The following is a 24148-nucleotide window of genomic DNA, read 5'->3' as shown; positions in this document are numbered from 1 at the left end:
GTCCCAGGCCCCGACCAGCAGTTCTGCCGCGCCCATGCCGCGCCACGTTGCCATCATCATGGATGGCAACGGGCGTTGGGCGCAGAAGCGTCGTCGCCCGCGCGTGATCGGCCATCGTGCCGGCGCGCGCGCGGTCAACCGCACCATCGATTTCTGCCTCGACCACGGCATCGCCGCGCTGACCCTGTTCGCCTTCTCCAGTGAAAACTGGGGCCGGCCGACCGATGAGGTCGACGCGCTGATGAAGCTGTTCCTCAATGCACTCGACCGCGAAGTGGACGAGCTGCATCGCCGTGGCGTGCGCGTACGTTTCATCGGCGAGCGTGAGCGCTTCGGCGCCGGGCTGGTCAGCCGCATGCAACTGGCCGAACAACGCACCGCCGGCAACCGTGCGATGACCCTGAGCATCGCCGCCAGCTACGGCGGTCGCCAGGACATCGCCCGTGCGGCGCGCGAGCTCGCCGCCGAGGTCGCGGCCGGTCGCCTGCTCCCCGAGCAGATCGACGAAGCAATGCTCAGCAGCCGGGTGGCGCTGGCCGACCTGCCGCCCCCGGACCTGTTCATCCGCACCGGCGGCGATACCCGCATCAGCAATTTCCTGCTGTGGCAGCTGGCTTACACCGAACTGTGGTTCACCGACGTACTGTGGCCCGAGTTCGATGCCGCCGTCCTGCAGGAGGCGATCGACGCCTACGCCGCGCGTGAACGCCGTTTCGGCCTGACCAGCGCCCAGATCGCCGCCTTGGCCACCGAGACCTCTTCCCCATGACCAAGACCCGAGTCATCGCCGCGCTGATCATGGCGCCGGTCGCCATCCTCGCCATCCTCATGCTGCCGACCCAGTGGCTGGCCGCCGCCGCCGCCGCCGTGTTCCTGATCGGGCTGTGGGAATGGCTGAAGCTGGCCGACGTCGAAGACACCCTCGCCCGCACCGTCCTGCTGGTGCTGAACCTGGTGCTGATGGTGCTGATCGTGTGGGCCGATGCGGGCTCGCTGGTGCTGTACCAGATCGCCGCGCTGGTCGGCATCGGGTGGTGGTTGCTGGCACTGCTGTGGCTGCGCTTCTTCAACTTCGGCGCCAGCCCGAGCAGCCCGGCGCGTGCGCTCAAGCTGCTGGCCGGCACGCTGGCGATCGTTCCGGCCTGGGCCTCGCTGGTGCTCATCCATGCCAGCGGTGACAACGGCCACCTGTGGCTGCTGACCGCGCTGGCCGTGGTCTGGGCCGCCGATTCGGGCGCCTACTTCGCCGGCCGCACCTTCGGCCGCACCAAGCTGGCCCCGCGCATCAGTCCCAACAAGACCTGGGAAGGCCTGGGCGGCGGCATGGTCGCCGGCCTGATCGTGGCGCTGGGCTTCGGCTGGCTGGCCGGCATCGACAGCGGTCATCTGGTCGGCCTGGTCATCACCGCCGTGGTCACCGTGTTCGCTTCGGTGCTGGGCGATCTGTACGAAAGCCTGATCAAGCGTCACGCCGGTGCCAAGGACTCGGGGCACATCATCCCCGGCCATGGCGGCGTGCTGGATCGCATTGACGGCGTGCTTGCCGCCCTGCCGGTGTTCGCACTCGGCAAGGAAATCTTCGGGTTCTAACCATGTCCAGCGCTTCCGCCCCCCGCCAGGTCGCCGTGTTCGGCGCCACCGGTTCCATCGGCGCATCCGCGCTGGATGTGATCGCGCGTCATCCGGACCGCTACCAGGTCACCGTGCTGGCGGCTGGCCACCAGGTCGATGCACTGGTCGCGCTGTGCGCCGCGCACCGGCCGGCCCATGCGGTGATCGCCGACGCAGCGCTGTACGCCGCTCTGCGCGACGGTCTGCGTGACGCCGGCCTGGCCACCCAGGCCCACGCCGGCGCCGAGGCGCTGGATCAGCTGGCCGCCAGCGACGCGTGCGACACGCTCGTCGCGGCCATCGTCGGCGCGGCCGGGCTGTCCTCGACCCTGGCCGCCGCCGCCGCCGGCAAGCGCATCCTGTTGGCCAACAAGGAATCGCTGGTGCTCGCCGGCGAACTGCTGATGCGCCAGGCCGCTGCCGCCGGTGCTGAGATCATCCCGATCGACAGCGAGCACAGCGCGATCTTCCAGTGCCTGCGCTCGCGCGATGCCAGCCTGGACGGCGCCGGTGTACGCCGGATCATCCTGACCGCCTCGGGCGGTCCGTTCCGTGGCCGCAGCCGCGAGCAGCTTGCCCAGGTCACCCCGGCCCAGGCTGTTGCCCACCCGAAGTGGTCCATGGGCCCGAAGATCTCAGTCGATTCGGCGACGTTGATGAACAAAGGCCTGGAAGTGATCGAGGCCCACCACCTGTTCAACGTGCCCGGCGAGCGCATCGACGTGCTCGTCCACCCCCAGAGCCTGGTGCATTCGCTGGTCGAGTTCGTCGACGGCTCGACCCTGGCCCAGATGGGCCTGCCGGACATGCGTACCACCCTGGCCGTGGGCCTGGGCTGGCCGCAGCGGATCGAATCAGGGGTCGGCGGGCTGGACCTGCTAACCCAGGGTCGGCTGGATTTCGAAGCACCGGACACCGAGGCTTTCCCGTGCCTGACGCTCGCCTGGCAGGCCATGGCGGCCGGCGGCACGGCCCCGGCGATCCTCAATGCGGCCAATGAAGTCGCTGTTTCAGCGTTTCTTCAGGGGCGGGCAGCTTTCCTTGCCATTCCCGCGCTGGTCGCTAACGCTCTGTCAACACTGTCGACCGAGTCCGCCGATACACTGGAGGGCCTGCTGACCGCCGATCAGCGCGCCCGCCAGATCACCCAAGCCGCCATCGACCACGCCTGAATGCCCGACACGTCCTTTAACAGCGCTGATCACCATGGGTGATTTCATCGGATCCGTCTGGTGGATGATCGTCAGCCTTGGCGTGCTGGTGACCTTCCACGAATTCGGTCATTACTGGGTCGCCCGCCGTTGCGGGGTCAAGGTGCTGCGCTTCTCTGTCGGGTTCGGCAAGCCGCTGTGGTCGCGCCGCAACCGCGCCGGCACGGAATTCGCGATCGCCGCCATCCCGCTCGGCGGCTACGTGAAGATGCTGGACGAGCGCGAGGTGGAGGTGCACCCGGCCGAGCGCGGCCAGGCCTTCAACCACAAGACCGTCTGGCAGCGTATCGCCGTGGTGGCCGCCGGTCCGGCCGCCAACCTGATCCTGTGCATCGCCCTGCTGTGGGCGATGTTCGTGATCGGCAAACAGGATTATTCGGCCACCATCGGCCGTACCACCGGCATGGCCCAGACGTCCGGGCTGCAGGCCGGCGACCGCGTGGTGAAGGTCGACGGCCGCAGCGTGGCCACCGCCGGTGAGGCCAGCATGGCGCTGACCACCGCAGCCATGGACCGCCAGGACGCGAAGGTCGAGGTGCTGGATGGCCTGGATCAGCCCCGCACCCGCACCGTGCCGCTGTCGCAGCTGCCCGCTGGCTTCGACGAGCGCCGTGTACCGCAGCTGGCCGGCCTGAGCTGGCAGTTCTGGCTGCAGCCGGCCCTGGTGGACAAAGTGCTGCCCGAGGGCGCCGCCCAGGGCGTCCTGGTGCCGGGTGACCTGATCGTGGCCGTGGACGGCCAGCGGATCGAAGGCGCCGACCAGGTGCCGGCCCAGATCGCCGCATTGGGCCAGCGCGGCGGCCCCGGGATGATCGACGTCCTGCGCGGCGGCGAACGGCTGGCGCTGGAAATCACCCCGCGCCAGGGCGTGGATGGCCGCGGCCAGGCCACTTGGCAGATTGGCATCGGATTCCCGGAGACCCATGCCCCGGCGTATGACGCCGAACTCAAGTTCGGGCCGTTTGCGGCAGTCCCGGTCGCCCTGCGTGAAACCGCCCGCATGGCCGGCGATTCGCTGGGCATGATGCGACGCATCGTCACCGGCAATGCCTCGCTGCAGAACATTTCCGGGCCGGTCACGATCGCCCGGGTCGCCAATGTCTCGGCCAAGCGCGGCCTGGACTGGTTCCTGTATTTCCTGGCGTTGCTGTCCCTGAGCCTGTGCATCATCAACCTGTTGCCCATCCCCATCTTGGACGGCGGGCACCTGCTGTATTACCTTATCGAGTTGGTCAAGGGCAGCCCGCTGAGCGAGCGTGCCATGGCCGCCGGACAGTATGTCGGCCTGGCCCTGCTGGCCGGACTGATGGGATTGGCGTTCTACAACGACATCCTCGGTCTGGTCCCGCGATGAACTTTTATCCTTTTGTCGTCGTCTTATGCGCCGGCATCCCGCAATGTTGAAATCGACTCCAACCGGACGTGACATGACGCGACTCCCCAATCGCCGCCTGCTGGCCCTCGCACTCGTTGCCGGTTTCGGCGCGCCCGCCCTGGCGCAGGCAGCCGAGCCCTTCACCGTCAGCGACATCCGCGTGGATGGTCTGCAGCGCATCACCTCCGGTACCGTGTTCACCTACCTGCCGGTGGAACGTGGCGACACCATCACCGACAACAAGGTCGGTGAAACCATCCGTGCGCTGTACAAGACCGGCTTCTTCGAAGACGTCCAGCTCGACCGCCAGGGCGACATCCTCGTGGTCACGGTCAAGGAACGCCCGGCGATCAACAAGTTGACCGTCACCGGCAACAAGGACATCAAGAGCGACCAGCTCCTCAAGGGCCTGAGCGACATCGGCCTGACCGAGGGCGGCACCTTCGATCGCCTGAGCCTGGACCGCGTGACGCAGGAACTGCGCCGCCAGTACAACGACCGTGGCAAATACAACGTGGACATCACCCCGACGGTGAGCCCGCTGGACCGCAACCGCGTGGACATCGCCATCGCGATCAAGGAAGGCAAGGCCGCCAAGATCCAGCACGTCAACCTGGTCGGTACCGAGAAGTTCGCCTCCGAAGACATCCTGGAAACCTGGGAATCGAAGGAGCACAACTGGGCTTCGTGGTACCGCCGCGATGACCAGTACTCCAAGGAAAAGCTGTCCGGCGATCTGGAAAAGCTGAACTCCTGGTACCTGGACCGCGGCTACGTGGATTTCAGCATCGATTCCACCCAGGTCTCGATCAGCCCCGACAAGCGCGACATGTTCATCACCGCCGGCGTGACCGAGGGTGAGCAGTACAAGATCTCCGAGATCAAGGTCACCGGCGACACCATCCTCCCGCAGGAAGATGTCGAGCGCATGGTGATCCAGAAGTCCGGCGATACGTTCTCGCGTGCGCTGCTGGAATTCAGCTCGGACCAGATCACCAATTCGCTGTCCAACATCGGTTACGCCTTTGCCAAGGTGAACCCGATTCCGACCAGCAACCGTGCCGACCGCACGGTGTCCATCAACATGCAGGTCGTTCCCGGTCCGCGCGTGTCGGTGCGCCGCATCACCTTCAAGGGCAACACCCGCACCTCCGACGAAGTGCTGCGTCGTGAAATGCGCCAGTTCGAAAACAGCTGGTACTCGCAGGCCGCGATCGATCGTTCCAAGATCCGTCTGCAGCGCCTGGGCTACTTCGAATCGGTCGACGTGGAAACGCCGCCGGTCACCGGCAGCAACGATCTGGTCGACGTGGTCTACAACGTCAAGGAAACCACCTCGGGCAGCTTCGTGTTCGGCCTGGGCTATTCGCAGTCCTACGGCATGACCACGTCGGTGCAGCTGTCGCAGAACAACTTCCTGGGCGGCGGCAACCGCGTGTCGGTCGAAGCCTCGCGCAGCAGCTACCTGCAGCGTTATGGCTTCAGCTACACCAACCCGTACTTCACCGATGACGGCGTCTCGCTGGGCTACAACCTGTCCTGGCGCGAGCTGGATTACTCCGACTTCAACACCGCGCAGTACAACAGCACCAACGGTGCCGCGCAGGTGGTGTTCGGCGTGCCGATCACCGAGAACGACACCGTCTCGCTGATGGTGGGCATCGACAGCAACCAGATCACCACCTACCAGGGCTCGACCCCGCAGGCGATCATCGATTACATCAACGCCGTCGGCCAGCGCACGTTCCACTCCTGGCGCAGCGAGCTGGGCTGGGCGCGCGATACCCGTAACGACTACTTCATGCCGACCCGCGGTACCTACCAGCGCGTCGGCCTGGAAACCACGCTGCCGGGTTCGACCGTCGAGTACTACAAGCTGAACTACCAGTTCTCCAAGTACTGGCCGATCATCCCGCAGCTGGTCATCAACACCCGCGCCGAAATCGGCTACGGCGACAGCTACGGCAAGGACGTGACGCGCGACCTCTGCTACACCGCGCCCTCGAACGCCAATCCGAATCCGACCCAGACCATCGACTGCAACCCGGCCTCGTCGGATTACATCAAGACCGTCACCGCCACGGGCCTGCCGTTCTACGAGAACTTCTACGCCGGTGGTACCAACTCGGTGCGTGGTTTCGAAGACAACACCCTGGGCCCGCGTTCGGAACCGACGCTGAGCTACAACCGCGGCCAGCCGCTGGGTGGCTCACTCAAGACCGTCGGTTCGGTCGAAGCCTACTTCCCGCGCCTGTTCGACAGCCCGTCGGCCCGTATCTCGGCCTTCGTGGACTTCGGCAACGTGTACACCGGCGTGAGCAACTTCAAGGCCAACGAACTGCGCGTGTCCACCGGTGTGGCCCTGTTGTGGCGCGCCCCGGTCGGGCCGATCTCGATCAGCTACGCCTTCCCGCTCAAGAAGGAAGACGGCGACGAAGTCGAGCGTCTGCAATTTACGTTTGGCGGCCAATTCTAAGAATTGACCACCAAACGTACCCAAGGTTTGCGTTGCAAACCTCGGGGCCCGTCCTGCCACCTTAACCCCGCGCCTGTCGGCGCGCCCCCTTCAACAAGAAGGGGGCTCTCCACCAGACGCGTACGCATTCGCCGGGCTTTGCCCGGCGTTTTCGTTTTTACGACCGTCCCCGATCAACGGCCGCCGGCCAGCGCCCGGCACTTCCCTTCCGCGCGCGCAGGACACTGTCAGGATCCGTGGTGGGTAGCCCGATCCTGGACCGTTGGGCCGCATGGATGCGGCCCACGAGCCCCCAGGGATGGGTTTACGGCGCGTCCAGGATCGGGCTACCCGCCACGGATCCGCGCGATAGCCCCAGAGGCGCCGAGCCGCACCACACCGACCAAGCACCAAACCCCCGCCCGCATGACCGTTTCGGCAGCACACGGTAAACTCCCCCGGTGAACACTCCTACCTATACCGCCCAGCAACTCGCCGAGCAGTTTGGCCTGCAGGTCCATGGTGATGGCAGCACCGCCATCCATGGCGTGGCTACGCTCGCCCATGCCGGCCCCGGCCAGCTCACCTTCCTGGCCAACCCGCGCTACCGCGCGCAGCTGGCCGACAGCCAGGCCGCCATCGTCGTGCTGCGCGCCGAAGACGCCGAGGCCGCGCCCGGCGCCGCCCTGGTCGCCAAGGACCCGTACACCACCTTCGCCAAGATCGCCGCCCTGTTCGACATCGCGCCGCCGCGCGCGCCGGGCATCCACCCCAGTGCCTGCATCGATCCCGAGGCCCAGGTCGCCGCCAGCGCCCACATCGGCCCGTTCGTCACCGTGGGCGCGCGCAGCGTCGTCGGCGAGAACTGCATGATCGGCCCGGGCAGCATCATCGGCGAAGACTGCACCCTGGACACCGGCTGCGAACTGATCGCCCGCGTGACCCTGGTCACCCGCGTCAAACTCGGCAAGCGCGTGCGCGTGCACCCCGGCGCCGTGCTCGGTGCCGACGGCTTCGGCCTGGCGATGGATGCCGGCCACTGGATCAAGGTGCCCCAGCTCGGCGGCGTGCGCATCGGCGACGATTGCGAGATCGGCGCCAACACCTGCGTCGACCGTGGCGCGCTGGAAGACACCGTGCTCGACAACGACGTGCGCCTGGACAACCTGGTCCAGATCGCGCACAACGTCCAGATCGGCGCGCACTCGGCCATCGCCGGCTGCACCGGCATCGCCGGCAGCGCGAAGATCGGCCGTTACTGCCTGCTCGGCGGGCATGTCGGCGTGGTCGGCCACCTGGAAATCTGCGACAAGGTCGTCATCACCGGCAAATCGGTGGTGCGCAACTCCATCCATGAGCCGGGCGAATACTCGTCCGGCACCCCGTTGACCGACAACCGCACGTGGCGCAAGAACGCCGCGCGCTTCAAGCAGCTCGATTCGCTCGCCCGGCGCATCCTGTCTGTGAGCAAGGAGAAGGAATGAGCACCACCGAAAAGCTGCCGGACATCAACCAGATCAAGGCGTTGATCCCGCACCGTTACCCGTTCCTGCTGGTCGACAAGGTCGTCTCTATCGACTACGAAAACCGCCGGATCGTGGCCAACAAGAACGTGAGCGTCAACGAGCCGTTCTTCCAGGGCCACTTCCCCGGCCAGCCGATCATGCCCGGCGTGCTGATCATCGAAGCCATGGCCCAGGCCGGTGGCGTGCTGACCCAGCTCACCCTGGGCCGCGACGCGCAGTCCAAGCTGTTCTACATGGTCAAGGTGGACAAGGCCCGCTTCACCAAGCAGGTCGTCCCCGGCGACGTGCTGGAGATGCACGTGGAGATCAAGCGCGTGATCCGCAACATGGCGGTGTACGACTGCGTGGCCAAGGTCGATGGCGAAATCGTCGCCTGCGCCGAAGTGCTGTGCGCCGGCACCCGCGAATGACCCAGGCAGGAGACCTGCAATGAGCGACAACGCCCCTCTCATCCACCCCACCGCGGTCATCGACCCGTCGGCGAAGCTGGCTGCGGATGTGCGCGTCGGTGCGTTCTGCCTGATCGGTGCGGACGTGGAGATCGGTGCCGGGACCGAGGTTGGTCCGCACTGCTCGATCCATGGCCCGACCCGCATCGGCCGCAACAACCGCTTCATCGGCCACGCCGCGATCGGTGGCGAACCGCAGGACAAGAAGTACAAGGCCGAACGCACGGAACTGGTGATCGGCGATGACAACGTCATCCGCGAATTCGTCACCATCAACCGCGGCACCGCCGGTGGCGGCGGCATCACCACGGTCGGCAACGACAACTGGATGCTGGCCTACACCCACGTGGCGCATGACTGCCACGTCGGCAACCACTGCGTGTTCTCCAACAACACCACGCTGGCCGGCCACGTCACCGTGGGCGACTACGTGATCATCAGCGGCTTCGCCGGTGCCCATCAGTTCTGCCGGATCGGTGCGCATGCCTTCCTCGGCATGGGCGCACTGACCAATGGCGACGTTCCGCCGTTCACCATGGTCGGCAGCGAATCGCTGGGCCGCCCCCGCGGCATCAACAGCGAAGGCCTCAAGCGCCGTGGCTTCGATGCCGAACGCATCGCCAGCATCAAGCGCGCTTACCGCACCCTGTACGTGGCCGGCCTGCCGCTGGCCGACGCCAAGGTGCAGCTGGCCGAACAGGCCAGCCACAGCGCCGACGTGAAGGACCTGCTGGACTTCATCGAAAGCGCCGAGAGGCCCTTGCTGCGATGACGGGTCAAGGCGGGCACACCCCGGGCCTCACGACCGCCGAGATCATCCCGCTCGCTGCGATGGCGACCAGCGTTGAACAGACGCTGGCCGTGCGCACCTCCGAGCGCCCGGTACGGATCGCCCTGGTCGCCGGTGAAGCCTCCGGTGACCTGCTCGGCGCGGGCCTGGTCCGCGAGCTGCGCCTGCGCTTCCCGAACGCCGAGTTCGCCGGCATTGGCGGCGACGCCATGCGCAGCGCCGGCTGCCAGACCTGGTTCGACGCCAGCGAACTGGCGGTGATGGGCCTGACCGAAATCCTGCGCCACCTGCCGCGCCTGCTCAAGCTGCGCCGCGAGTTCCGCGCGCGTGCACTGGAGTGGCAGCCGGACGTCTTCATCGGCATCGACGCGCCCGATTTCAACCTCGGCGTCGAGCGCTGGCTGAAGGAGCGCGGCATCCGCACCGTCCACTACGTCAGCCCCTCGGTGTGGGCCTGGCGCGAAAAGCGTGCCGAGAAGATCGGGGCCAGCGCCGACCTCGTGCTGTGCCTGTTCCCGATGGAACCGCCGATCTACGCCAAGCACGGCATCGACGCCCGCTTCGTCGGCCACCCGATGGCCGATGACATCCCGCTGCACAACGACCGCGAACAGGCGCGTGCCGAGCTCGGCCTGCCCTCCAACGCGAAGGTGCTGGCGGTACTGCCGGGTAGTCGTCTGGGTGAAATCAGCAAGCTCGGCGAACCGTTCTTTGAAGCAGCCTGGCAGGTCTCCGAACGCATCCCCGGCCTGCACGTGGTGGTCCCGGCCGCCAACGCCGCCTGCCGCCAGTTGATCAGCGAGCAACTCTCCGCCTCGGCGCTGCCGGTGGCGCATTCGCACCTGCTCGACGGCAACGCCCGCACCGCGATGATCGCCGCCGACGTGGTCGTGCTCGCCTCCGGCACCGCCACCCTGGAGACGATGCTGGTCAAACGCCCGATGGTGGTCGGCTACCGCGTGGCCGAGCTCACCTACCGCATCGTGAAGGCGCTGGGGCTGCTCAAGGTCGACCGTTTCGCGCTGCCCAACATCCTGGCCGGCAAGGACCTTGCTCCGGAACTGATGCAGCACGACTGCACCCCGGACAAACTGGCCGCCGCCATCCTGCAGTGGTTCGACCACCCCCAGCGCGTGACCGACCTGCAGGACACGTACGAGCGCCTGCACGTGCAGCTGCGTCGCGACGCCTCGGCGCGCGCTGCCGACGCCGTCACCGAGCTGCTCGAACGCAGCGCCAACCGCGACCGCACCGCATGAGCCGCCGCCACGCCGCAGCCGCGTCCCTGGCCCTGTTCGACGGCGCCACCCTGGCCACCGTCGCCCCGCGCTACGTGGCCGGCGTGGATGAAGCCGGACGCGGCCCGCTGGCCGGCCCGGTCGCCGTCGCCGCCGTGGTGTTCTGCCCCGACCGACCGCGCCTCAACGGCCTGGACGACTCCAAGCAGCTCACCGCGTCCCGCCGCGACCAGCTCTACGACAAGATCCTCGACCGCGCCCTGGCCTGGCACGTGGTGATGGTGGACGTCGGCGAAATCGACGCCCTCAACATCTACCAGGCCACGATGCTCGGCATGCGCCGCGCCGTCGAAGGCGTCGCCCACGTCGCCCAGTTCGCCCGCATCGACGGCAACGTCGTCCCCAAAGGCCTGCCCTGCCCGGCCCAGGCCCTGATCGGCGGCGACGCCCTCGACCGCGCCATCATGGCCGCCTCGATTCTCGCCAAAGTCAGCCGCGACCGCTTCATGCAGACCCTGCACGAGGCCCACCCCGAATACGGCTTCGACCAGCACAAAGGCTACGGCACCCCCGCCCACCTCGCCGCCCTGCGCAGCCACGGCCCCTGCCCCCAGCACCGCCGCAGCTTCGCCCCCGTCCGCGCGTGCCTGGACCCCGAGCTCAGCAGCCTTCCCGCCTGAGTGCTGCAACGGCTGGGCACCGCCTGGCACGGCATGACACCCTCAACACACGGCGGTTGCTCGCCACTGGTCATCAGCCAGGGGTGGAACGGTTGGCGGTTACTCGTTCCTGCTTACCCGATACCTCTCGGAGGCTGACGGCTGCCTGCCTCTGCGCACCCGTCATCTATCGAAGGACCGGCTGTTGCTTACCCCAACGCACCGGCCATCTGTCGAGGGGGTGGCGGGGGTAGAGGCGCGGGACCGTCAGGCAGCATGGATGCTGCCTACGAGCTTACACGGACGTATTTACAGCGTGTCCCGCGACTCTGCCCCCGCCGCCCCAGCCCGCAGCACCACAGCGCCCACCGCTCCTGCACGTGCCGCTCCTGCATGTGCCCCACCAGCGCCAAGCCCCGCAATCGCTGCAACCGCCCCAAGCAAACCTGAACCCCACCGCCAACCCGCGCCCCCGCAACACCCCTGTCAAGCCTTGTTAGCGACCACCGCCACCGCTACCCTGACCGGGCATCACATTGGTTCGGCATGTCCACTTCCCGTTTCGTACATCTCCACGTCCACACCGAATTTTCGCTGGCGGATTCGACCATCCGTGTCCCGGCGAAGCCGGATCAGGCTGACCCGAAAAAAGCAAAGCAGGCCAACCTGCTCAGCCGCGCGGTCGAACTGAAGCTGCCTGCACTGGCAGTGACGGATCTCAACAACCTGTTCGCGCTGGTCAAGTTCTACAAAGCCGCCGAAACCGTGGGCATCAAACCCATCGCCGGCGCGGACATCATGATCGCCGAAGAAGGCATGACGCCCTGGCGCATGACCCTGCTCTGCCGCGACCGCGAAGGCTACCTCAGCCTCTCCAGGCTGCTGACCCGCGCCTGGATGGAAGGCCATCGCCCTGAAGGCGGCGTCGCCGTGCACCCGGACTGGCTCAAAGCCGGCTGCCACAACCTGTTCGCACTGGCCGGCCGCGACAGCCTCGCCGGCCGCCTCGCCGGCGACGGCCGCCACGATCTGGCCGAGCAACAGCTCGCCGACTGGCAGCGCGTGTTCGGTGACGGCCTGCACCTGGAGCTGACCCGCACCGGCCGCGATGGCGAAGAAGCCTTCAACCAGTTTGCGCTGCAGGCCGCCGGCCAGCGTGGCCTGCCGGTGATCGCCAGCAACGATGTGCGCTTCCTGCAGCCGGAAGACTTCAGCGCCCACGAAGCGCGCGTCTGCATTTCCTCCGGCCGCGTGCTGGACGATCCCAAACGCCCGCGCGATTACAGCGACCAGCAGTACCTCAAATCCGCCGAGGACATGTGCGCGCTGTTCGCCGACATTCCCGACGCGATCGACAACACCCTGGCGCTGGCCGAACGCTGCAACATCGAGATGCGGCTGGGCACCTACTTCCTGCCCAACTATCCGGTCCCCGAAGAGGAAACCCTCGACAGCTGGATCTGCAGCGAATCGCGCAAGGGCCTGGAAGCACGTCTCGAAAAGAATCCGCTGGCGCCGGGCAAGACCCGCGCCGACTATTTCGAGCGCCTCGAATTCGAACTGGCCACCATCATCAAGATGGGCTTCCCCGGCTACTTCCTGATCGTGGCCGACTTCATCCAGTGGGGAAAGAACCAGGGCATTCCGATCGGCCCCGGCCGCGGTTCCGGTGCCGGCTCGCTGGTGGCCTGGGCGCTGCAGATCACCGATCTGGATCCGATCCCGTACAACCTGCTGTTCGAACGGTTCCTCAACCCCGAACGCGTGTCGATGCCCGACTTCGACATCGACTTCTGCATGGACCGCCGCGACGAAGTCATCGACTACGTCGCGCGTAAATACGGTCGCGACCGCGTCAGCCAGATCATCACCTACGGCACCATGGCGGCCAAGGCCGTGGTGCGCGACTCCGGTCGCGTGCTCGGCTTCCCGTACGGCCTGGTCGACGGCGTCTCCAAGCTGATCCCCAACATCCTGGGCATCTCGCTCAAGGATGCGATGGGCGAAGGCAAGGATTCGGAAATGGCCTCGCCGGAGCTGATCCAGCGCTACCAGAACGAAGACGATGTCCGCGACCTGATCGACCTGGCACGCCAGCTCGAAGACCTCACCCGCAACGCCGGCAAGCACGCCGGTGGCGTGGTGATCGCACCGGAACCACTGGCCGAATTCTGCCCGCTGTTCGCCGAACATGATGAAGGCGGCAGGGGCCGCAACCCGGTCACCCAGTTCGACAAGAACGACGTCGAAGAAATCGGCCTGGTGAAGTTCGACTTCCTCGGCCTGCGCACGCTGACGATCATCGACTGGGCGGTCAAGGCGATCAACAAGCGGCACGAGCGCGCCGGCATTCCGCCGGTGGACATCACCGCGCTGCCGCTGGATGACGTCCCCACCTACAAGGACATCTTCGCCAACGGCAATACCGGCGCGGTGTTCCAGTTCGAATCCTCGGGCATGCGCCGCCTGCTGAAAGACGCGCGTCCTGACCGCTTCGAAGATCTCATCGCGCTGGTGTCGCTGTACCGCCCCGGCCCGATGGACCTGATTCCCTCCTTCAACGCGCGCAAGCACGGGCAGGAAGAAATCATCTACCCCGATCCGCGCACCGAAGCGATCCTGAAAGACACCTACGGCATCATGGTGTACCAGGAGCAGGTGATGCAGATGGCGCAGATCGTCGGCGGTTACTCGCTCGGCGGCGCCGATCTGCTGCGCCGCGCGATGGGCAAGAAGGTGCCGGCCGAAATGGCCAAGCACCGCGAGATTTTCCGTGAAGGTGCGGCCAAGGACGGTGTCGTCGAAGCCAAGGCCGACGCGATCTTCGACCTGATGGAGAAGTTCGCCGGCTACGGCTTCAACAAGTCGCACGCCGCCGCCTACGCACTGGTGAGTTACCAGACCGCCTGGCTCAAGCGTCATTACCCGGCCGAGTTCATGGCCGCGACGCTGTCCTCGGACATGGACAACACCGACAAGGTGGTCGGCTTCCTCGCCGAAGTGCGCAACCTCGGCCTGACCGTGCTGCCGCCCCGCGTGAACGAATCGGCGTACATGTTCGAAGCCTCCAGCGCCGACACCATCGTGTACGGCCTGGGCGCGATCAAGGGTGTCGGCCAGGGCGCCTGCGAAGCGATCGTGGAAGAGCGCCAGCGTGGCGGCCGCTATGCGTCGCTGCTGGATTTCTGCATGCGTGCCGAATCGGGCAAGCTCAACCGCCGCACGCTGGAAGCGATGATCAACTGCGGCGCGATGGACGGGCTCGGCAAGAACCGCGCCTCGCTGATGCTGCAGCTGCCCGAAGTTCTCAAGGCCACCGACCAGATGGCGCGCGAGAAGGCCTCCGGGCAGAACTCGCTGTTCGGCGCACCCGATCCGGTCAGCACCGCGATGCAGCTGGAACTGCCCGAAGCCAAAGAGTGGGCGCTGGGCCAGTTGCTGGACGGCGAGCGCGAAACGCTGGGCTTCTACCTCAGTGGCCACCCGTTCGATCCCTACGCCGATGACGTCAAGGAACTGGTCGGTACCGACCTGGGCAAGCTGGAAAAACTGATCCCGCCGGCACGCCCGAGCAAGGACGGCGAGAAGCGCGCCTGGCGCCAGGAAACGCCGGTGATCCTGGCCGGCCTGGTGGTCGGCGTACGCCGCAAGGGCGAAAGCCAGATCTTCATGCAGCTCGAAGACGGCAAGGGCCGCGTGGAATGCAGCGCCTTCACCGATGGCCTGGCCGAGTTCGGCCACCTGATGACCAAGGACCGCATCCTGGTGGTCAAGGGCGGCCTGCGCGAAGACGAGTTCAACGGCGGCTATGCCCTGCGCATCCGCCAGGTCTGGGATTACGAAGACATCTGCGCCAACTACGCCACGCGGCTGTCGCTGCGGGTGGACCTGCGCCAGGACGGTGGGGTGTGGAACCGCGTCAACACCCTGCTCGACCGGCATCGCCCCGGCCGCACACCGCTGCGCCTGGACCTGCTGCTTGGCTCGGAACAGGGCCCGGTGGCCGGCATGCTCGATGTCGCCGGTGACATCGCCGTGCGCGTGGACAGCCACCTGGTCGACGCACTGCGCGCCGATCCTGCGGTCCGCACGGTGAAAGTGCGTTACAGCCCGCCCTGGGCGAACTGATTTTTTTCTGTTGCAACACAGGTATTTTGTTTTGATCAAGCGTTTTGCCGTGCTGCTGAGTGCAGCCGTCGCCATCACCGGCTGTTCCAGCCCCGCCCAGACCTTCGAGATCGACAACCCGGGCGCCACGCCGCTGACCCTGCGCATCGATGGCAATGAACTGCCGATCGCCGCGCACGCCTCGCGCCCGGTCAAGCTCAAGCCCGGTGAACATCATCTGCAGACCGAACAGCTCGGCGATGTGCGTTTCATCGTCTACGCCAGCGGCAGGGGTGGGTTGATCAACCCGACCTTGGCCGAGTACGTGATCGCCAACGAGATCTACGTCACCGGTGAAGACAAGCTGCAGCATTTCGGCAGCCTGAAGAACCAGATCGAGCTGGGCGGCGTGACGTTCGAAGGGCCGTACCAGACCACCCATGACCTGTTCATCGACCAGGCCTGGAGCTTCGGCGTCCGCGAGCCGTTCCCGGAGGTCCAGACCGTGGCCCATGTGGACGCCAGCGGCGGCCGGATCAACGCCAAGATCTTCACCGCCCCGGATTTCATCGCCTACGTCGAAGCAGGCATGGGCCAGCCCGGTGCCTACGCACGCCAGCAGCCCAAGGGCTACGTGGCCCCCGCCTACACGCTGGACGCGGCCCCGACCGCCCTGCCGCCGCTGGATCCGGCCTTCGAGGTCCATGCCGGCCCGTTGCGCGAGCTGTACACCCGCTACCTGCACGCCACCTCTGCCGATGCGCAGCTGCAGCTCCAGCAGGAGGCCTTCCAGGCGCAGATGGCGTTCACCGCAGCGACCGCCCGACTGGGCTCGGGCCTGCCCAAGGAGGCCAACGAGGGCTACAACACCTTCGTGAAGACCCGCAGCGCGCTGATGGGCAGCGCGGCGCTGGTCGTCCCCTGACCTGACTGGCGCCCCTGGCCCTGCTGCGCTACCGTCGGTTTCCAGACGTCGGCGTACGGGGCTTTTCGGCGCATTCGGCTACACTTTCCCTCTTTTCTTCACGACGGTTTCCGATGAATCCGAACTACCTCGACTTCGAGCAACCCATCGCTGATCTGGAGGCGAAGATCCAGGAACTGCGCAGCGCCAGCGCCGGACCTGCGGTCAATGTCGAGGCCGAGGTGCATGCCCTGCGGGACAAGCTGCGGGTGCGCACCGCGCAGATCTTCCGCAACCTGACCTCCTGGCAGGTGCTGCAGCTGGCCCGGCATCCGTCCCGCCCGTACACCGAGGACTACATCCGCATCATCTGCGATGAGTTCCAGGAACTGGCCGGCGACCGCGCGTTCGCCGACGACAAGGCGATCATCGGCGGCCTGGCCCGCATCGGTGGCCGCTCGGTGATGCTGATCGGCCATCAGAAGGGCCGCGACACCAAGGAAAAGATCAAGCGCAACTTCGGCATGCCCAAGCCGGAGGGCTACCGCAAGGCGCTGCGCCTGATGAAGATGGCCGAGCGTTTCGGCCTGCCGGTGCTGACCCTGATCGACACCGCCGGCGCCTGGCCGGGCATCGACGCCGAATCGCGCGGCCAGTCCGAAGCGATCGCACGCAACCTGATGGAAATGGCCGAACTGAAGGTGCCGGTGGTCTGCACCGTGATCGGTGAAGGCGGCTCGGGCGGCGCACTGGCCCTGGGCGTGGGCGACCGCACCGTGATGCTGGAGTACAGCGTGTACTCGACCATCAGCCCGGAAGGCTGCGCCTCGATCCTGTGGAAGGACCCGGCCAAGGCCAAGGACGCCGCCGAACAGCTCGGCCTGACCGCCCCGCGCCTGAAGGGTCTGGGCTTGGTGGACAAGGTGGTGCGTGAGCCGACCGGTGGCGCCCACCGCAACCCGAACCAGATGGCCAAACGCCTCAAGGCCGTGCTGCTCAACGAGCTGGACGTGCTGGAGAAGCTGCCGGTCGATGAGCTGCTGCAGAAGCGTTACGAGCGCCTGCGCAGCTACGGGACCTACGAAGTGGCCTGATCAGGCTGCAGTGCAGACGAAAAAGCCGGACGCGCAAGCGCCCGGCTTTTTTTCAGAACGGCTTGGCGATCACCAGCCAGACCACGCCGATGAACAGCACCAGCGGCAGTTCGTTGAACCAGCGCAGCGCGCGCGAGGACGGCAACGGCTTGCCGCGTACCGCGCCCTTCAACAGGCGCCCGGTCCACGAGTAATACACCAGCAGCAGCACCACCAGGCCGAGCTTGGCATGCAGCCAGCCCGCCGCACCGGGCGCGACCATGGTCGGGAAATCGGGAATCACGCGGTAGCCCAGCCACAGCACCACGCCCAGGAGCAGCGCGAGGCCGAACATCATGTGGCCGAACTTGTACAGGCGCAGGCCCATCAGCTGCAGCCGCTCGGTCACCGGCAGCTGGCCGGCCGTCTCGCTGAGGTTGACCAGGATCCGGGGCAGATAGAACACCGCCGCCATCCACGCCACCACGAACAACAGGTGGAAGGTCTTGACCCAGTAGTAGGACTGCATGTGCTTGCTCCGGCGGCTGGCATGGGGTGGCCGCCATTCTCGCATGCCCGGTAGAGCCACCCCATGGGGGGCTGACGCGACCCATCGCCACACCTCCACTACGCATCCGCGCGCGCCACGCCGTACGATAAGCGCCGCTTTCACCCACGTGCACATCTTCCATGGACAAAACCTACGACGCCGCCTACTTCCAGCGCTGGTACCAGCCTGACCAGACCGGTGGCGCCGCGCGCCTGGCGCGCAAGGTGGCGCTTGCGGTGGCCAGTGCCGAGTACTACCTGGAACGCCCGATCCGCAGCGTGCTGGACATCGGCTGTGGCGAAGGCGCCTGGCGCGCCCCGCTGCTCAAACTGCGCCCGCGCGTGCAGTACCTGGGCTTCGACAGCAGCGATTACGCCGTGCACCGCTACGGCCGCAGCCGCAACCTGCACCCGGCCAAGGTCGGCGATTTTGCCTGGCTGCGCCCGTGCGCGCCGGTGGATCTGCTGATCTGCTCGGACGTGATGCACTACGTGCCCAGCCGCGAGCTGCGCCCGGCGCTGGAAGGCTTTGCCGAACTGACCGCCGGCGTGGCCTTCCTGGAGGCATTCACCGCCGAGGATGACTTCGATGGCGACCACGAAGGCTTCCAGCCGCGCCCGGCGCGCTGGTACCGCAGCCAGCTCAAGCGGGTCGGCTTCACCGCCTTGGGCTCGCACTGCTGGCTGTCGCCCGCACTGGCAGGTCACGCGGCTGCACTGGAACGTGGCGCGCCCTGAGTCTCGATAACAATTGAGACAGCACCCGCATTAACGCGCCCGCGCGACGGGTGCGCTATGCTGCGCGGCAACATAAGACCATACATATTGGACGTCATGCTATATCAGCTGCATGAGTTGACCCGCAACCTGCTCGCCCCGTGGGTGCACCAGGCCCAGGCCAACGCGAAGTTCTTCGCCAATCAAGGTCATTGGTGGTCACAGATGCTCGGCGCGGATCGCCTGGCCGCTGTGAACGAGCTGTTCCACCGCATCGGCAAGGATTACGAGAAGCCCGAATGGGGCATCAATGAAATCGACGTCGAGGGCGAGCGCGTGCCGATCGTCGTCCACGAAGAGATCAGCAAGCCATTCTGCAAACTGCTGCGCTTCAAGCGCCACAGCAATGAAGCCGACCAGCTGCACACCATGCTCAACCAGCCGTTCGTGCTGGTGGTGGCGCCGTTGTCCGGCCACCACGCCACGCTGCTGCGCGATACCGTGCGCACCCTGCTGCGCGATCACCGCGTGTACGTGACCGACTGGGTCGATGCGCGGATGGTGCCGGGCAGCGAAGGCGAGTTCGGGCTGGATGACTACATCGCCTACGTGCAGGAATTCATCCGCCACCTCGGTGCGGAGAAGCTGCACGTGATCAGCGTCTGCCAGCCGACCGTGCCGGTGCTTGCCGCCGTCTCGCTGATGGCCAGCCGTGGCGAAACCACGCCGCGGTCGCTGGTGATGATGGGCGGACCGATCGATGCGCGCTGCAGCCCGACCGCGGTCAACAATCTGGCCACGCAGAACCCGATGTCCTGGTTCGAGAACAATGTCATCCACACCGTGCCGGCCACCTTCCACGGCGCCGGCCGCCGCGTGTACCCCGGCTTCCTGCAGCACGCCGGGTTCCTGTCGATGAACCCGAGCCGCCACTTCAGTTCGCACTGGGATTTCTATGCCGACCTGGTCAAGGGCGACATGGAAGATGCCGACGCGCACCGTCGTTTCTATGACGAGTACAACGCGGTGCTCGACATGCCGGCCAAGTACTACCTGGACACGATCCGCGTGGTCTTCCAGGAGTTCCTGCTGCCGCGCGGCGAGTGGTACGTGCAGGGTGAACGCGTGGATCCCAGCGCGATCACCGGCACCGCACTGCTGAGCATCGAAGGCGAGCTGGACGATATCGCCGGCCTCGGCCAGACCGAAGCGGCGCAGGACCTGTGCACCGGCATTCCGGCCGCGCATCGCGAGCATTTCATCGTCGAAGGCGCCGGCCACTACGGCATCTTCAGCGGCCGCCGCTGGCGCGAAACCGTCTATCCGAAGGTGCGTGATTTCTTCGCGGCCCATGCGCAGACTGTGGCCAGCAAGCCGAAGAAGGCCGCAAAGATCGCGAGCAACGTGACGCCGTTGCGCCGCAAGGCGGGCTGACAACCGTTTGGCGGGAGCCCCCGACCAGGGGGCTTACGCTGGGGAATGCCGGCCAGCGGCCGGCACTACCGGATCCTCGGGTTCCGACCTGTGGCCGAACGTTACAGCCGCACCAGCAGATGCTTGGCCATCATCCCGTGCAGGTGACCGATGCCGCGGGCCAGGTGCAGCGTCGCGAACAGCAGCAGCACGCCGATGATCGCCAGCAGCGGTGTGACCCAGATCGGCAGCATCTGGATGCCGTCGATGTGGATGCCCACGTAGTCACTGGAGAACAGCGCCGCCACGGGTGCCCAGATGAAGCCGATCGAGGTCGACAACAGCGTGGTGGCGATCGTGAAGTAGACGATGCCCAGCGGCAGCATCAGCACGAAGTACAGCAGGGTCAGCCAGGTCCGGCCATCGGTGAACATGTCACCGATGCGCTGCAGCCAGCTGCGGCTGCGGTCGGAATACGTCGGCCGGCGTGGCATGCGCTCGCCCAGCAGGGCCTCCACCAGTCGTCCTTCCAGCAGCGACAGACCGCGCACCGAACCGAAGAACAGCACCGCCACTGGAATGCCGATGATCAACACCATCAGGCCCAGCGACAGCGACAGGCCGGTGACCACCCAGGTAAAGAAAAAGATACCGGTGGCCAGCGAGAGCAGCATGTAGAACAGCGCGCCATAGGTGCGTGCCTCCAGCGCCACGCCGAAGAAGCTCGCCAGCGCCGAGCGGGGCTTGGGCGGGGCCGGCGGTGGTACCGGGTCCGCGCCAGCGCTGACCGCCGCCGCACGTCGCAGCGGCGCCGCACCCGCGCTCGGCGTGCGCAGCGCGCGGTTCACGGTGATTTCCGTTTCGCGGTAGATCTCGGCCACTTCTTCCGGCGCACCATAGCTGCCGGCCACATCGGCGATCACCTCGGCCTCGCTGCGGCCCGGCTGGGCGGCCAGCTCGGAGCGCAGATACTCCTCGGCGTCGTACAGGGCGTCCTGCACCATCGCCGGATCGGCGTCGTGCAGCGCCGCGCGCAGCTGTGCCAGATACGCGGGAATGGTGGTCGGCAAGGCCCGACCGGCCACGGATTCGATGTTCATGCGGTTACCCCTTCCAGGACGGAATCGACGGAATCACGGGTGGCGCGCCACGCGGCGGTCCATTGCCTGAGCACCTCGTGCCCCGTGTCATTGATGCGGTAATAGCGGCGCGGTGGCCCGGCCACCGACGGCTCGACATGGCTTTCCAGCAACCCGGCCCCTTCCAGGTTGCGCAGCACCGGGTACAGCGCGCTCTGCTTGCCACTCAGCACGCCTTCCCCTACCCGCTCCAGCTCCTTGGCGATCAGGTAGCCATACAGCGGCTCACCGGCCTTGGCCAACACTGCCAGCAAGGCCAGGGATACCGTGCCGGAGCTGAGCTCTTTCTGGAACTTCTTGAGGTGGACTTCGTGGTCGCTCATGGCGGTCTCCGCTAGCGTGGAGTCCACACTAGTCCTAACTTCGCTATAGCGGATGTGTCGTTAGTCACCGTGCCGGTTGGGATGCCCGACGATCCGAAGGCCCCGGTGCGAGGCGATCTGTCAGAATCGCTCTCCCCATGGAACGCACATGACGTCATGAAGACCCGCACTGCCGTCCTCTCGCTTGCCCTGTTGGCCGCTGCCGCAGGCCCCGCCCACGCCATGAAGGGATGCAACTTCGTCGATGGCTCGCATGAGTCGATCAGCGTCGCGCTGCTGGCCTTGGACGCGCGCCAGCGCGGCGATAGCCGGGAGAGCGTGCTGGCCCGTGCGGAGCCGATCAAGACGGACCCGTCATGGCACGCCGCGATGGCGCGCGAAACGGTCGACGAGGTCTTCAGCGACCTGCCCCCTGTGGATGCGGCGGTATACACGGTCTACCGCGCGATGATCTGCTATCGCGCCTCGACGCGCCCGGCCGAAGACGTGGTGGTGGATTACGTCGCGATCCACCCCGCGCTGGCTGCCTGTGAAGCCCAACCGGGTCCGCGGCAGCGGGGTCAGTGCGCCGGCAAAGCCTTGGACGATTACTTCGCCGCTCACGCGGAGTGACGAGGTAACCCGCACCGTGACATGACACGCAGTACGCCGCTCGCGCATTATCGGGACGCCACCATCTTCGGGGACACCATGCAGAATCATCGCTTCGCCGTGCTTACCCTCGCCCTGGCCTGCCTGCTGCCCAGCCTTGCCAGCGCGGCCACGCCTTACCGCAGCGCGCAGCAGATCCTGGACGCGTCACCGGACAGCGACTGGCGCACGCCCGACCCGGCCAACCTGCTGTACATGAATCTGCCCGGCGGCCGGGTCATCATCGAGTTGGCCCCGGCGTTCGCGCCGCAGCACGTGGGCAACATCCAGACATTGGCCCACGAGCACTTCTGGGATGGCGAGAGCATCTACCGCGCGCAGGACAACTTCGTGGTGCAGTTCGGCGATGCCGATGCGGATGACGCGGCCAAGGCAAAAGCCCTTGGCAGTGCCAAGCGCAAACTGCCTGCCGAATTCCAGCGCGACAGCAAGGGGCTCAAGGTCAGCCTGCTGCCCGACCGTGACGGCTGGGCCGACCAGACCGGTTTCGTCGACGGCTTCCCGGTGGGCCAGGATCGCAAGGACGGCAAGACCTGGCTGGCGCATTGCTACGGTGCACTGGGCGCCGGCCGCAACAACGAGGAAGACAGCAGCATCGGCGCCGAGCTGTACGTCGTGACCGGGCAGTCCCCGCGTCAGCTGGACCGCAACATCACGGTGGTCGGCCGCGTGCTGCAGGGCATGGAGCTGCTCAGCGCGCTGCCGCGTGGACCGGCACCGATGGGCTTCTACGCCGATCCGGCGCAGCGCACGGCGATCCAGTCGATCCAGCGTGCCAGCGATGTACCGGCTGCGGAGCGACCCAGGCTGCAGGTGCTGCGCACCGACTCCAGGACCTTTGCCGATGCGACCGAAGCGCGCCGCAACCGCGTCGATGACTTCTACAAGCGCCCGGCCGGCCACATCGACCTGTGCAACATCCCGGTGCCGGTGCGCTGAGGATGCGATAACCGACGCGTCAGCGTCCGGATGCCTCGGTAGAGCCACCCCATGGGTGGCTGCAGGCGGACCCGACGGCCTATCGCTGCGACACCGCCACGCTGCCAAGAATCAACACGCCCGCCACGACCATCGCCCCGGTCACCGGTTCACCCAGGAACACCCACGCGAACAGCGCGCCGAACATCGGTACCAGGTAGGTCACGGTCGAGGCACGGGCCGGGCCAATGCGGGCGATCAGGCGATAGAACATCAGGAACGCCAGGCCGGTGCAGACCACGCCCAGCGCGATCGCGCAGGCCCAGGAGAGCATCGGGATCGGGGCGGTCGGCCAATGGGTCAGCGCCATCGGCAGCAGCAGGATGGCCGCGCAGCCGAGCGTGGCACCGGCCGACGCCGCCGGTGGCAGACCGGTCATGTGGCGCTTCACCAGATTGACGCCCAGGCCATACAACAGCGCGGCCAGGGCACCGGCCATCACCGCCGCACCGATGCTCAGACCGGACACTTTGGCCGTGGCCAGCACCACCACGCCGGCGAAGCCGACCAGCAGGGCGATCGCGCGGCGCATGCCGATCTTTTCGCCGAAGAAGAGGAACGCGATCAGCGCGGCGAACAGCACGGTCATCGCATTGCAGATCGCACCGATCGCGGCCGGGGCGCGTTGCGCGGCCCAGGCGAACAGTACGAACGGGATGGCCGAGTTGATCAGGCCGATCGGTGCCAGCCACAACCAGCGTCGCGCCGGGAACTGCGCGCGCGCCTGCCACAGGAACGGCAACAGCACGAGCGCGCCGAGCAGCAGCCGTACCTCCACCAGTGCGTACGGTCCGAAGGCAGGCACGGCCATCCGCATGAACAGGAACGAGCACCCCCAGATCGCGCCGAGCACGGTCAGTTCCAGCGGCGTGCGCCAATCGCGCTCCACCGTACCGGCGGCCAGCGGTGCCCCGCTCATGACCAGCCCCCGAAACAAGGCAGGCGCGCGGAACAGGCGATAAGGGACGGCAACATGCGCG

At 66.6% G+C, this 24148-nt stretch carries 20 protein-coding genes and 1 pseudogene; 17 read left to right on the top strand and 4 right to left on the bottom strand.

Features of this window, described 5'->3' with window-relative positions; all coding sequences use genetic code 11:
• Positions 1-34 precede the first annotated feature (34 nt).
• The 13 genes and pseudogenes from uppS to EDF74_RS03140 all read left to right on the top strand — a co-directional run bounded on the left by uppS (position 35) and on the right by EDF74_RS03140 (position 17419).
• A complete protein-coding gene (gene uppS / locus EDF74_RS03200; RefSeq protein WP_123729699.1) occupies positions 35-769 on the top strand; it encodes a polyprenyl diphosphate synthase in 735 nt (244 codons plus the stop codon).
• Complete coding sequence (locus EDF74_RS03195; protein ID WP_123728763.1) at positions 766-1590, top strand: phosphatidate cytidylyltransferase; 825 nt, start codon at positions 766-768, stop codon at positions 1588-1590. The genes uppS and EDF74_RS03195 overlap by 4 nt, the downstream gene beginning before the upstream one ends.
• Before the next feature lie 2 nt (positions 1591-1592).
• Positions 1593-2783, top strand: coding sequence for a 1-deoxy-D-xylulose-5-phosphate reductoisomerase (locus EDF74_RS03190; protein ID WP_123728762.1), 1191 nt, complete (start codon positions 1593-1595; stop codon positions 2781-2783).
• Positions 2784-2817: 34 nt separating this feature from the next.
• Positions 2818-4176, top strand: a complete 1359-nt coding sequence (rseP, locus tag EDF74_RS03185; RefSeq protein WP_123728761.1) for an RIP metalloprotease RseP — start codon at positions 2818-2820, stop codon at positions 4174-4176.
• Between the two features lie 73 nt (positions 4177-4249).
• The gene (bamA, locus tag EDF74_RS03180) at positions 4250-6673 is read left to right on the top strand and encodes an outer membrane protein assembly factor BamA (protein WP_184997041.1); all 2424 of its coding nucleotides are present in this window, start codon (positions 4250-4252) and stop codon (positions 6671-6673) included.
• A 440-nt stretch (positions 6674-7113) separates the two neighbouring features.
• Positions 7114-8136: a UDP-3-O-(3-hydroxymyristoyl)glucosamine N-acyltransferase gene (gene lpxD, locus EDF74_RS03175; protein WP_123728759.1), complete on the top strand. Its 1023-nt coding sequence runs from the start codon at positions 7114-7116 to the stop codon at positions 8134-8136.
• Positions 8133-8588, top strand: coding sequence for a 3-hydroxyacyl-ACP dehydratase FabZ (gene fabZ, locus EDF74_RS03170; protein ID WP_123728758.1), 456 nt, complete (start codon positions 8133-8135; stop codon positions 8586-8588). Before lpxD ends, fabZ begins: the two co-directional genes overlap by 4 nt.
• 19 nt (positions 8589-8607) lie before the next feature.
• A complete protein-coding gene (lpxA, locus tag EDF74_RS03165; RefSeq protein ID WP_123728757.1) occupies positions 8608-9399 on the top strand; it encodes an acyl-ACP--UDP-N-acetylglucosamine O-acyltransferase in 792 nt (263 codons plus the stop codon).
• Between the two features lie 104 nt (positions 9400-9503).
• A pseudogene (gene lpxB, locus EDF74_RS03160) lies at positions 9504-10676 on the top strand (lipid-A-disaccharide synthase); the annotation flags it as partial.
• Positions 10673-11335 carry a ribonuclease HII gene (locus EDF74_RS03155; protein WP_123728755.1) on the top strand — a complete coding sequence of 221 codons (663 nt, stop codon included), beginning with the start codon at positions 10673-10675 and terminating at the stop codon, positions 11333-11335. The pseudogene lpxB and the gene EDF74_RS03155, both read left to right, overlap by 4 nt.
• A gap of 525 nt (positions 11336-11860) precedes the next feature.
• On the top strand, positions 11861-15442 hold the full coding sequence (gene dnaE / locus EDF74_RS03150) for a DNA polymerase III subunit alpha (protein WP_123728754.1): 3582 nt from the start codon (positions 11861-11863) through the stop codon (positions 15440-15442).
• A gap of 34 nt (positions 15443-15476) precedes the next feature.
• Positions 15477-16346 carry a hypothetical protein gene (locus tag EDF74_RS03145; protein ID WP_428999140.1) on the top strand — a complete coding sequence of 290 codons (870 nt, stop codon included), beginning with the start codon at positions 15477-15479 and terminating at the stop codon, positions 16344-16346.
• A 113-nt stretch (positions 16347-16459) separates the two neighbouring features.
• Positions 16460-17419, top strand: a complete 960-nt coding sequence (locus tag EDF74_RS03140; RefSeq protein WP_123728752.1) for an acetyl-CoA carboxylase carboxyltransferase subunit alpha — start codon at positions 16460-16462, stop codon at positions 17417-17419.
• Between the two features lie 52 nt (positions 17420-17471).
• Here the strand turns inward: EDF74_RS03140 and EDF74_RS03135 are convergent, their stop codons facing one another.
• Positions 17472-17927: a CopD family protein gene (locus EDF74_RS03135; RefSeq protein ID WP_123728751.1), complete on the bottom strand. Its 456-nt coding sequence runs from the start codon at positions 17925-17927 to the stop codon at positions 17472-17474.
• A gap of 161 nt (positions 17928-18088) precedes the next feature.
• Here EDF74_RS03135 and EDF74_RS03130 point away from each other — a divergent pair, with 161 nt between their 5' ends.
• Positions 18089-18685, top strand: coding sequence for a class I SAM-dependent DNA methyltransferase (locus EDF74_RS03130; protein WP_123728750.1), 597 nt, complete (start codon positions 18089-18091; stop codon positions 18683-18685).
• A gap of 57 nt (positions 18686-18742) precedes the next feature.
• Positions 18743-20098 (top strand): polyhydroxyalkanoate depolymerase, encoded by a 1356-nt coding sequence (locus EDF74_RS03125; protein WP_184997039.1) that lies wholly within the window; start codon positions 18743-18745, stop codon positions 20096-20098.
• 101 nt (positions 20099-20199) lie between these two features.
• On the opposite strand, the gene EDF74_RS03120 is transcribed toward EDF74_RS03125, so the two are convergent.
• Entirely contained in the window at positions 20200-21177 is a 978-nt protein-coding gene (locus EDF74_RS03120) for a sensor domain-containing protein (RefSeq protein WP_123728748.1), read from the bottom strand.
• Entirely contained in the window at positions 21174-21539 is a 366-nt protein-coding gene (locus tag EDF74_RS03115; protein ID WP_123728747.1) for a PadR family transcriptional regulator, read from the bottom strand. The genes EDF74_RS03120 and EDF74_RS03115 overlap by 4 nt, the downstream gene beginning before the upstream one ends.
• A gap of 156 nt (positions 21540-21695) precedes the next feature.
• On the opposite strand from EDF74_RS03115, the gene EDF74_RS03110 reads away from it, so the two are divergent.
• Together EDF74_RS03110 and EDF74_RS03105 are read left to right on the top strand one after the other, a co-directional pair.
• A complete protein-coding gene (locus tag EDF74_RS03110) occupies positions 21696-22151 on the top strand; it encodes a hypothetical protein (RefSeq protein WP_123728746.1) in 456 nt (151 codons plus the stop codon).
• Between the two features lie 78 nt (positions 22152-22229).
• Positions 22230-23129 (top strand): peptidylprolyl isomerase, encoded by a 900-nt coding sequence (locus EDF74_RS03105; protein ID WP_123729698.1) that lies wholly within the window; start codon positions 22230-22232, stop codon positions 23127-23129.
• A gap of 79 nt (positions 23130-23208) precedes the next feature.
• Here the strand turns inward: EDF74_RS03105 and EDF74_RS03100 are convergent, their stop codons facing one another.
• Positions 23209-24087 carry a DMT family transporter gene (locus tag EDF74_RS03100; RefSeq protein WP_123728745.1) on the bottom strand — a complete coding sequence of 293 codons (879 nt, stop codon included), beginning with the start codon at positions 24085-24087 and terminating at the stop codon, positions 23209-23211.
• Positions 24088-24148: the final 61 nt, after the last annotated feature.

The sequence above is a fragment of the Stenotrophomonas rhizophila genome, from assembly GCF_003751305.1.
In the GTDB taxonomy this organism is placed as follows: Bacteria; Pseudomonadota; Gammaproteobacteria; order Xanthomonadales; family Xanthomonadaceae; genus Stenotrophomonas; species Stenotrophomonas rhizophila_B.
Note: the sequence above shows the minus strand (reverse complement) of the source record. Positions and strands in the feature narration are given on the sequence as shown.

Excerpts from the sequence above, each read along its gene's own strand:
- uppS (WP_123729699.1), top strand. The coding sequence starts at position 35 with ATGCCGCGCCACGTTGCCATCATCATGGATGGCAACGGGCGTTGGGCG.
- EDF74_RS03195 (WP_123728763.1), top strand. The coding sequence starts at position 766 with ATGACCAAGACCCGAGTCATCGCCGCGCTGATCATGGCGCCGGTCGCC.
- EDF74_RS03190 (WP_123728762.1), top strand. The coding sequence starts at position 1,593 with ATGTCCAGCGCTTCCGCCCCCCGCCAGGTCGCCGTGTTCGGCGCCACC.
- rseP (WP_123728761.1), top strand. The coding sequence starts at position 2,818 with ATGGGTGATTTCATCGGATCCGTCTGGTGGATGATCGTCAGCCTTGGC.
- bamA (WP_184997041.1), top strand. The coding sequence starts at position 4,250 with ATGACGCGACTCCCCAATCGCCGCCTGCTGGCCCTCGCACTCGTTGCC.
- fabZ (WP_123728758.1), top strand. The coding sequence starts at position 8,133 with ATGAGCACCACCGAAAAGCTGCCGGACATCAACCAGATCAAGGCGTTG.
- lpxA (WP_123728757.1), top strand. The coding sequence starts at position 8,608 with ATGAGCGACAACGCCCCTCTCATCCACCCCACCGCGGTCATCGACCCG.
- EDF74_RS03155 (WP_123728755.1), top strand. The coding sequence starts at position 10,673 with ATGAGCCGCCGCCACGCCGCAGCCGCGTCCCTGGCCCTGTTCGACGGC.
- dnaE (WP_123728754.1), top strand. The coding sequence starts at position 11,861 with ATGTCCACTTCCCGTTTCGTACATCTCCACGTCCACACCGAATTTTCG.
- EDF74_RS03140 (WP_123728752.1), top strand. The coding sequence starts at position 16,460 with ATGAATCCGAACTACCTCGACTTCGAGCAACCCATCGCTGATCTGGAG.
- EDF74_RS03135 (WP_123728751.1), bottom strand. The coding sequence starts at position 17,927 with ATGCAGTCCTACTACTGGGTCAAGACCTTCCACCTGTTGTTCGTGGTG.
- EDF74_RS03130 (WP_123728750.1), top strand. The coding sequence starts at position 18,089 with ATGGACAAAACCTACGACGCCGCCTACTTCCAGCGCTGGTACCAGCCT.
- EDF74_RS03125 (WP_184997039.1), top strand. The coding sequence starts at position 18,743 with ATGCTGCGCGGCAACATAAGACCATACATATTGGACGTCATGCTATAT.
- EDF74_RS03120 (WP_123728748.1), bottom strand. The coding sequence starts at position 21,177 with ATGAACATCGAATCCGTGGCCGGTCGGGCCTTGCCGACCACCATTCCC.
- EDF74_RS03115 (WP_123728747.1), bottom strand. The coding sequence starts at position 21,539 with ATGAGCGACCACGAAGTCCACCTCAAGAAGTTCCAGAAAGAGCTCAGC.
- EDF74_RS03110 (WP_123728746.1), top strand. The coding sequence starts at position 21,696 with ATGAAGACCCGCACTGCCGTCCTCTCGCTTGCCCTGTTGGCCGCTGCC.
- EDF74_RS03105 (WP_123729698.1), top strand. The coding sequence starts at position 22,230 with ATGCAGAATCATCGCTTCGCCGTGCTTACCCTCGCCCTGGCCTGCCTG.
- EDF74_RS03100 (WP_123728745.1), bottom strand. The coding sequence starts at position 24,087 with ATGAGCGGGGCACCGCTGGCCGCCGGTACGGTGGAGCGCGATTGGCGC.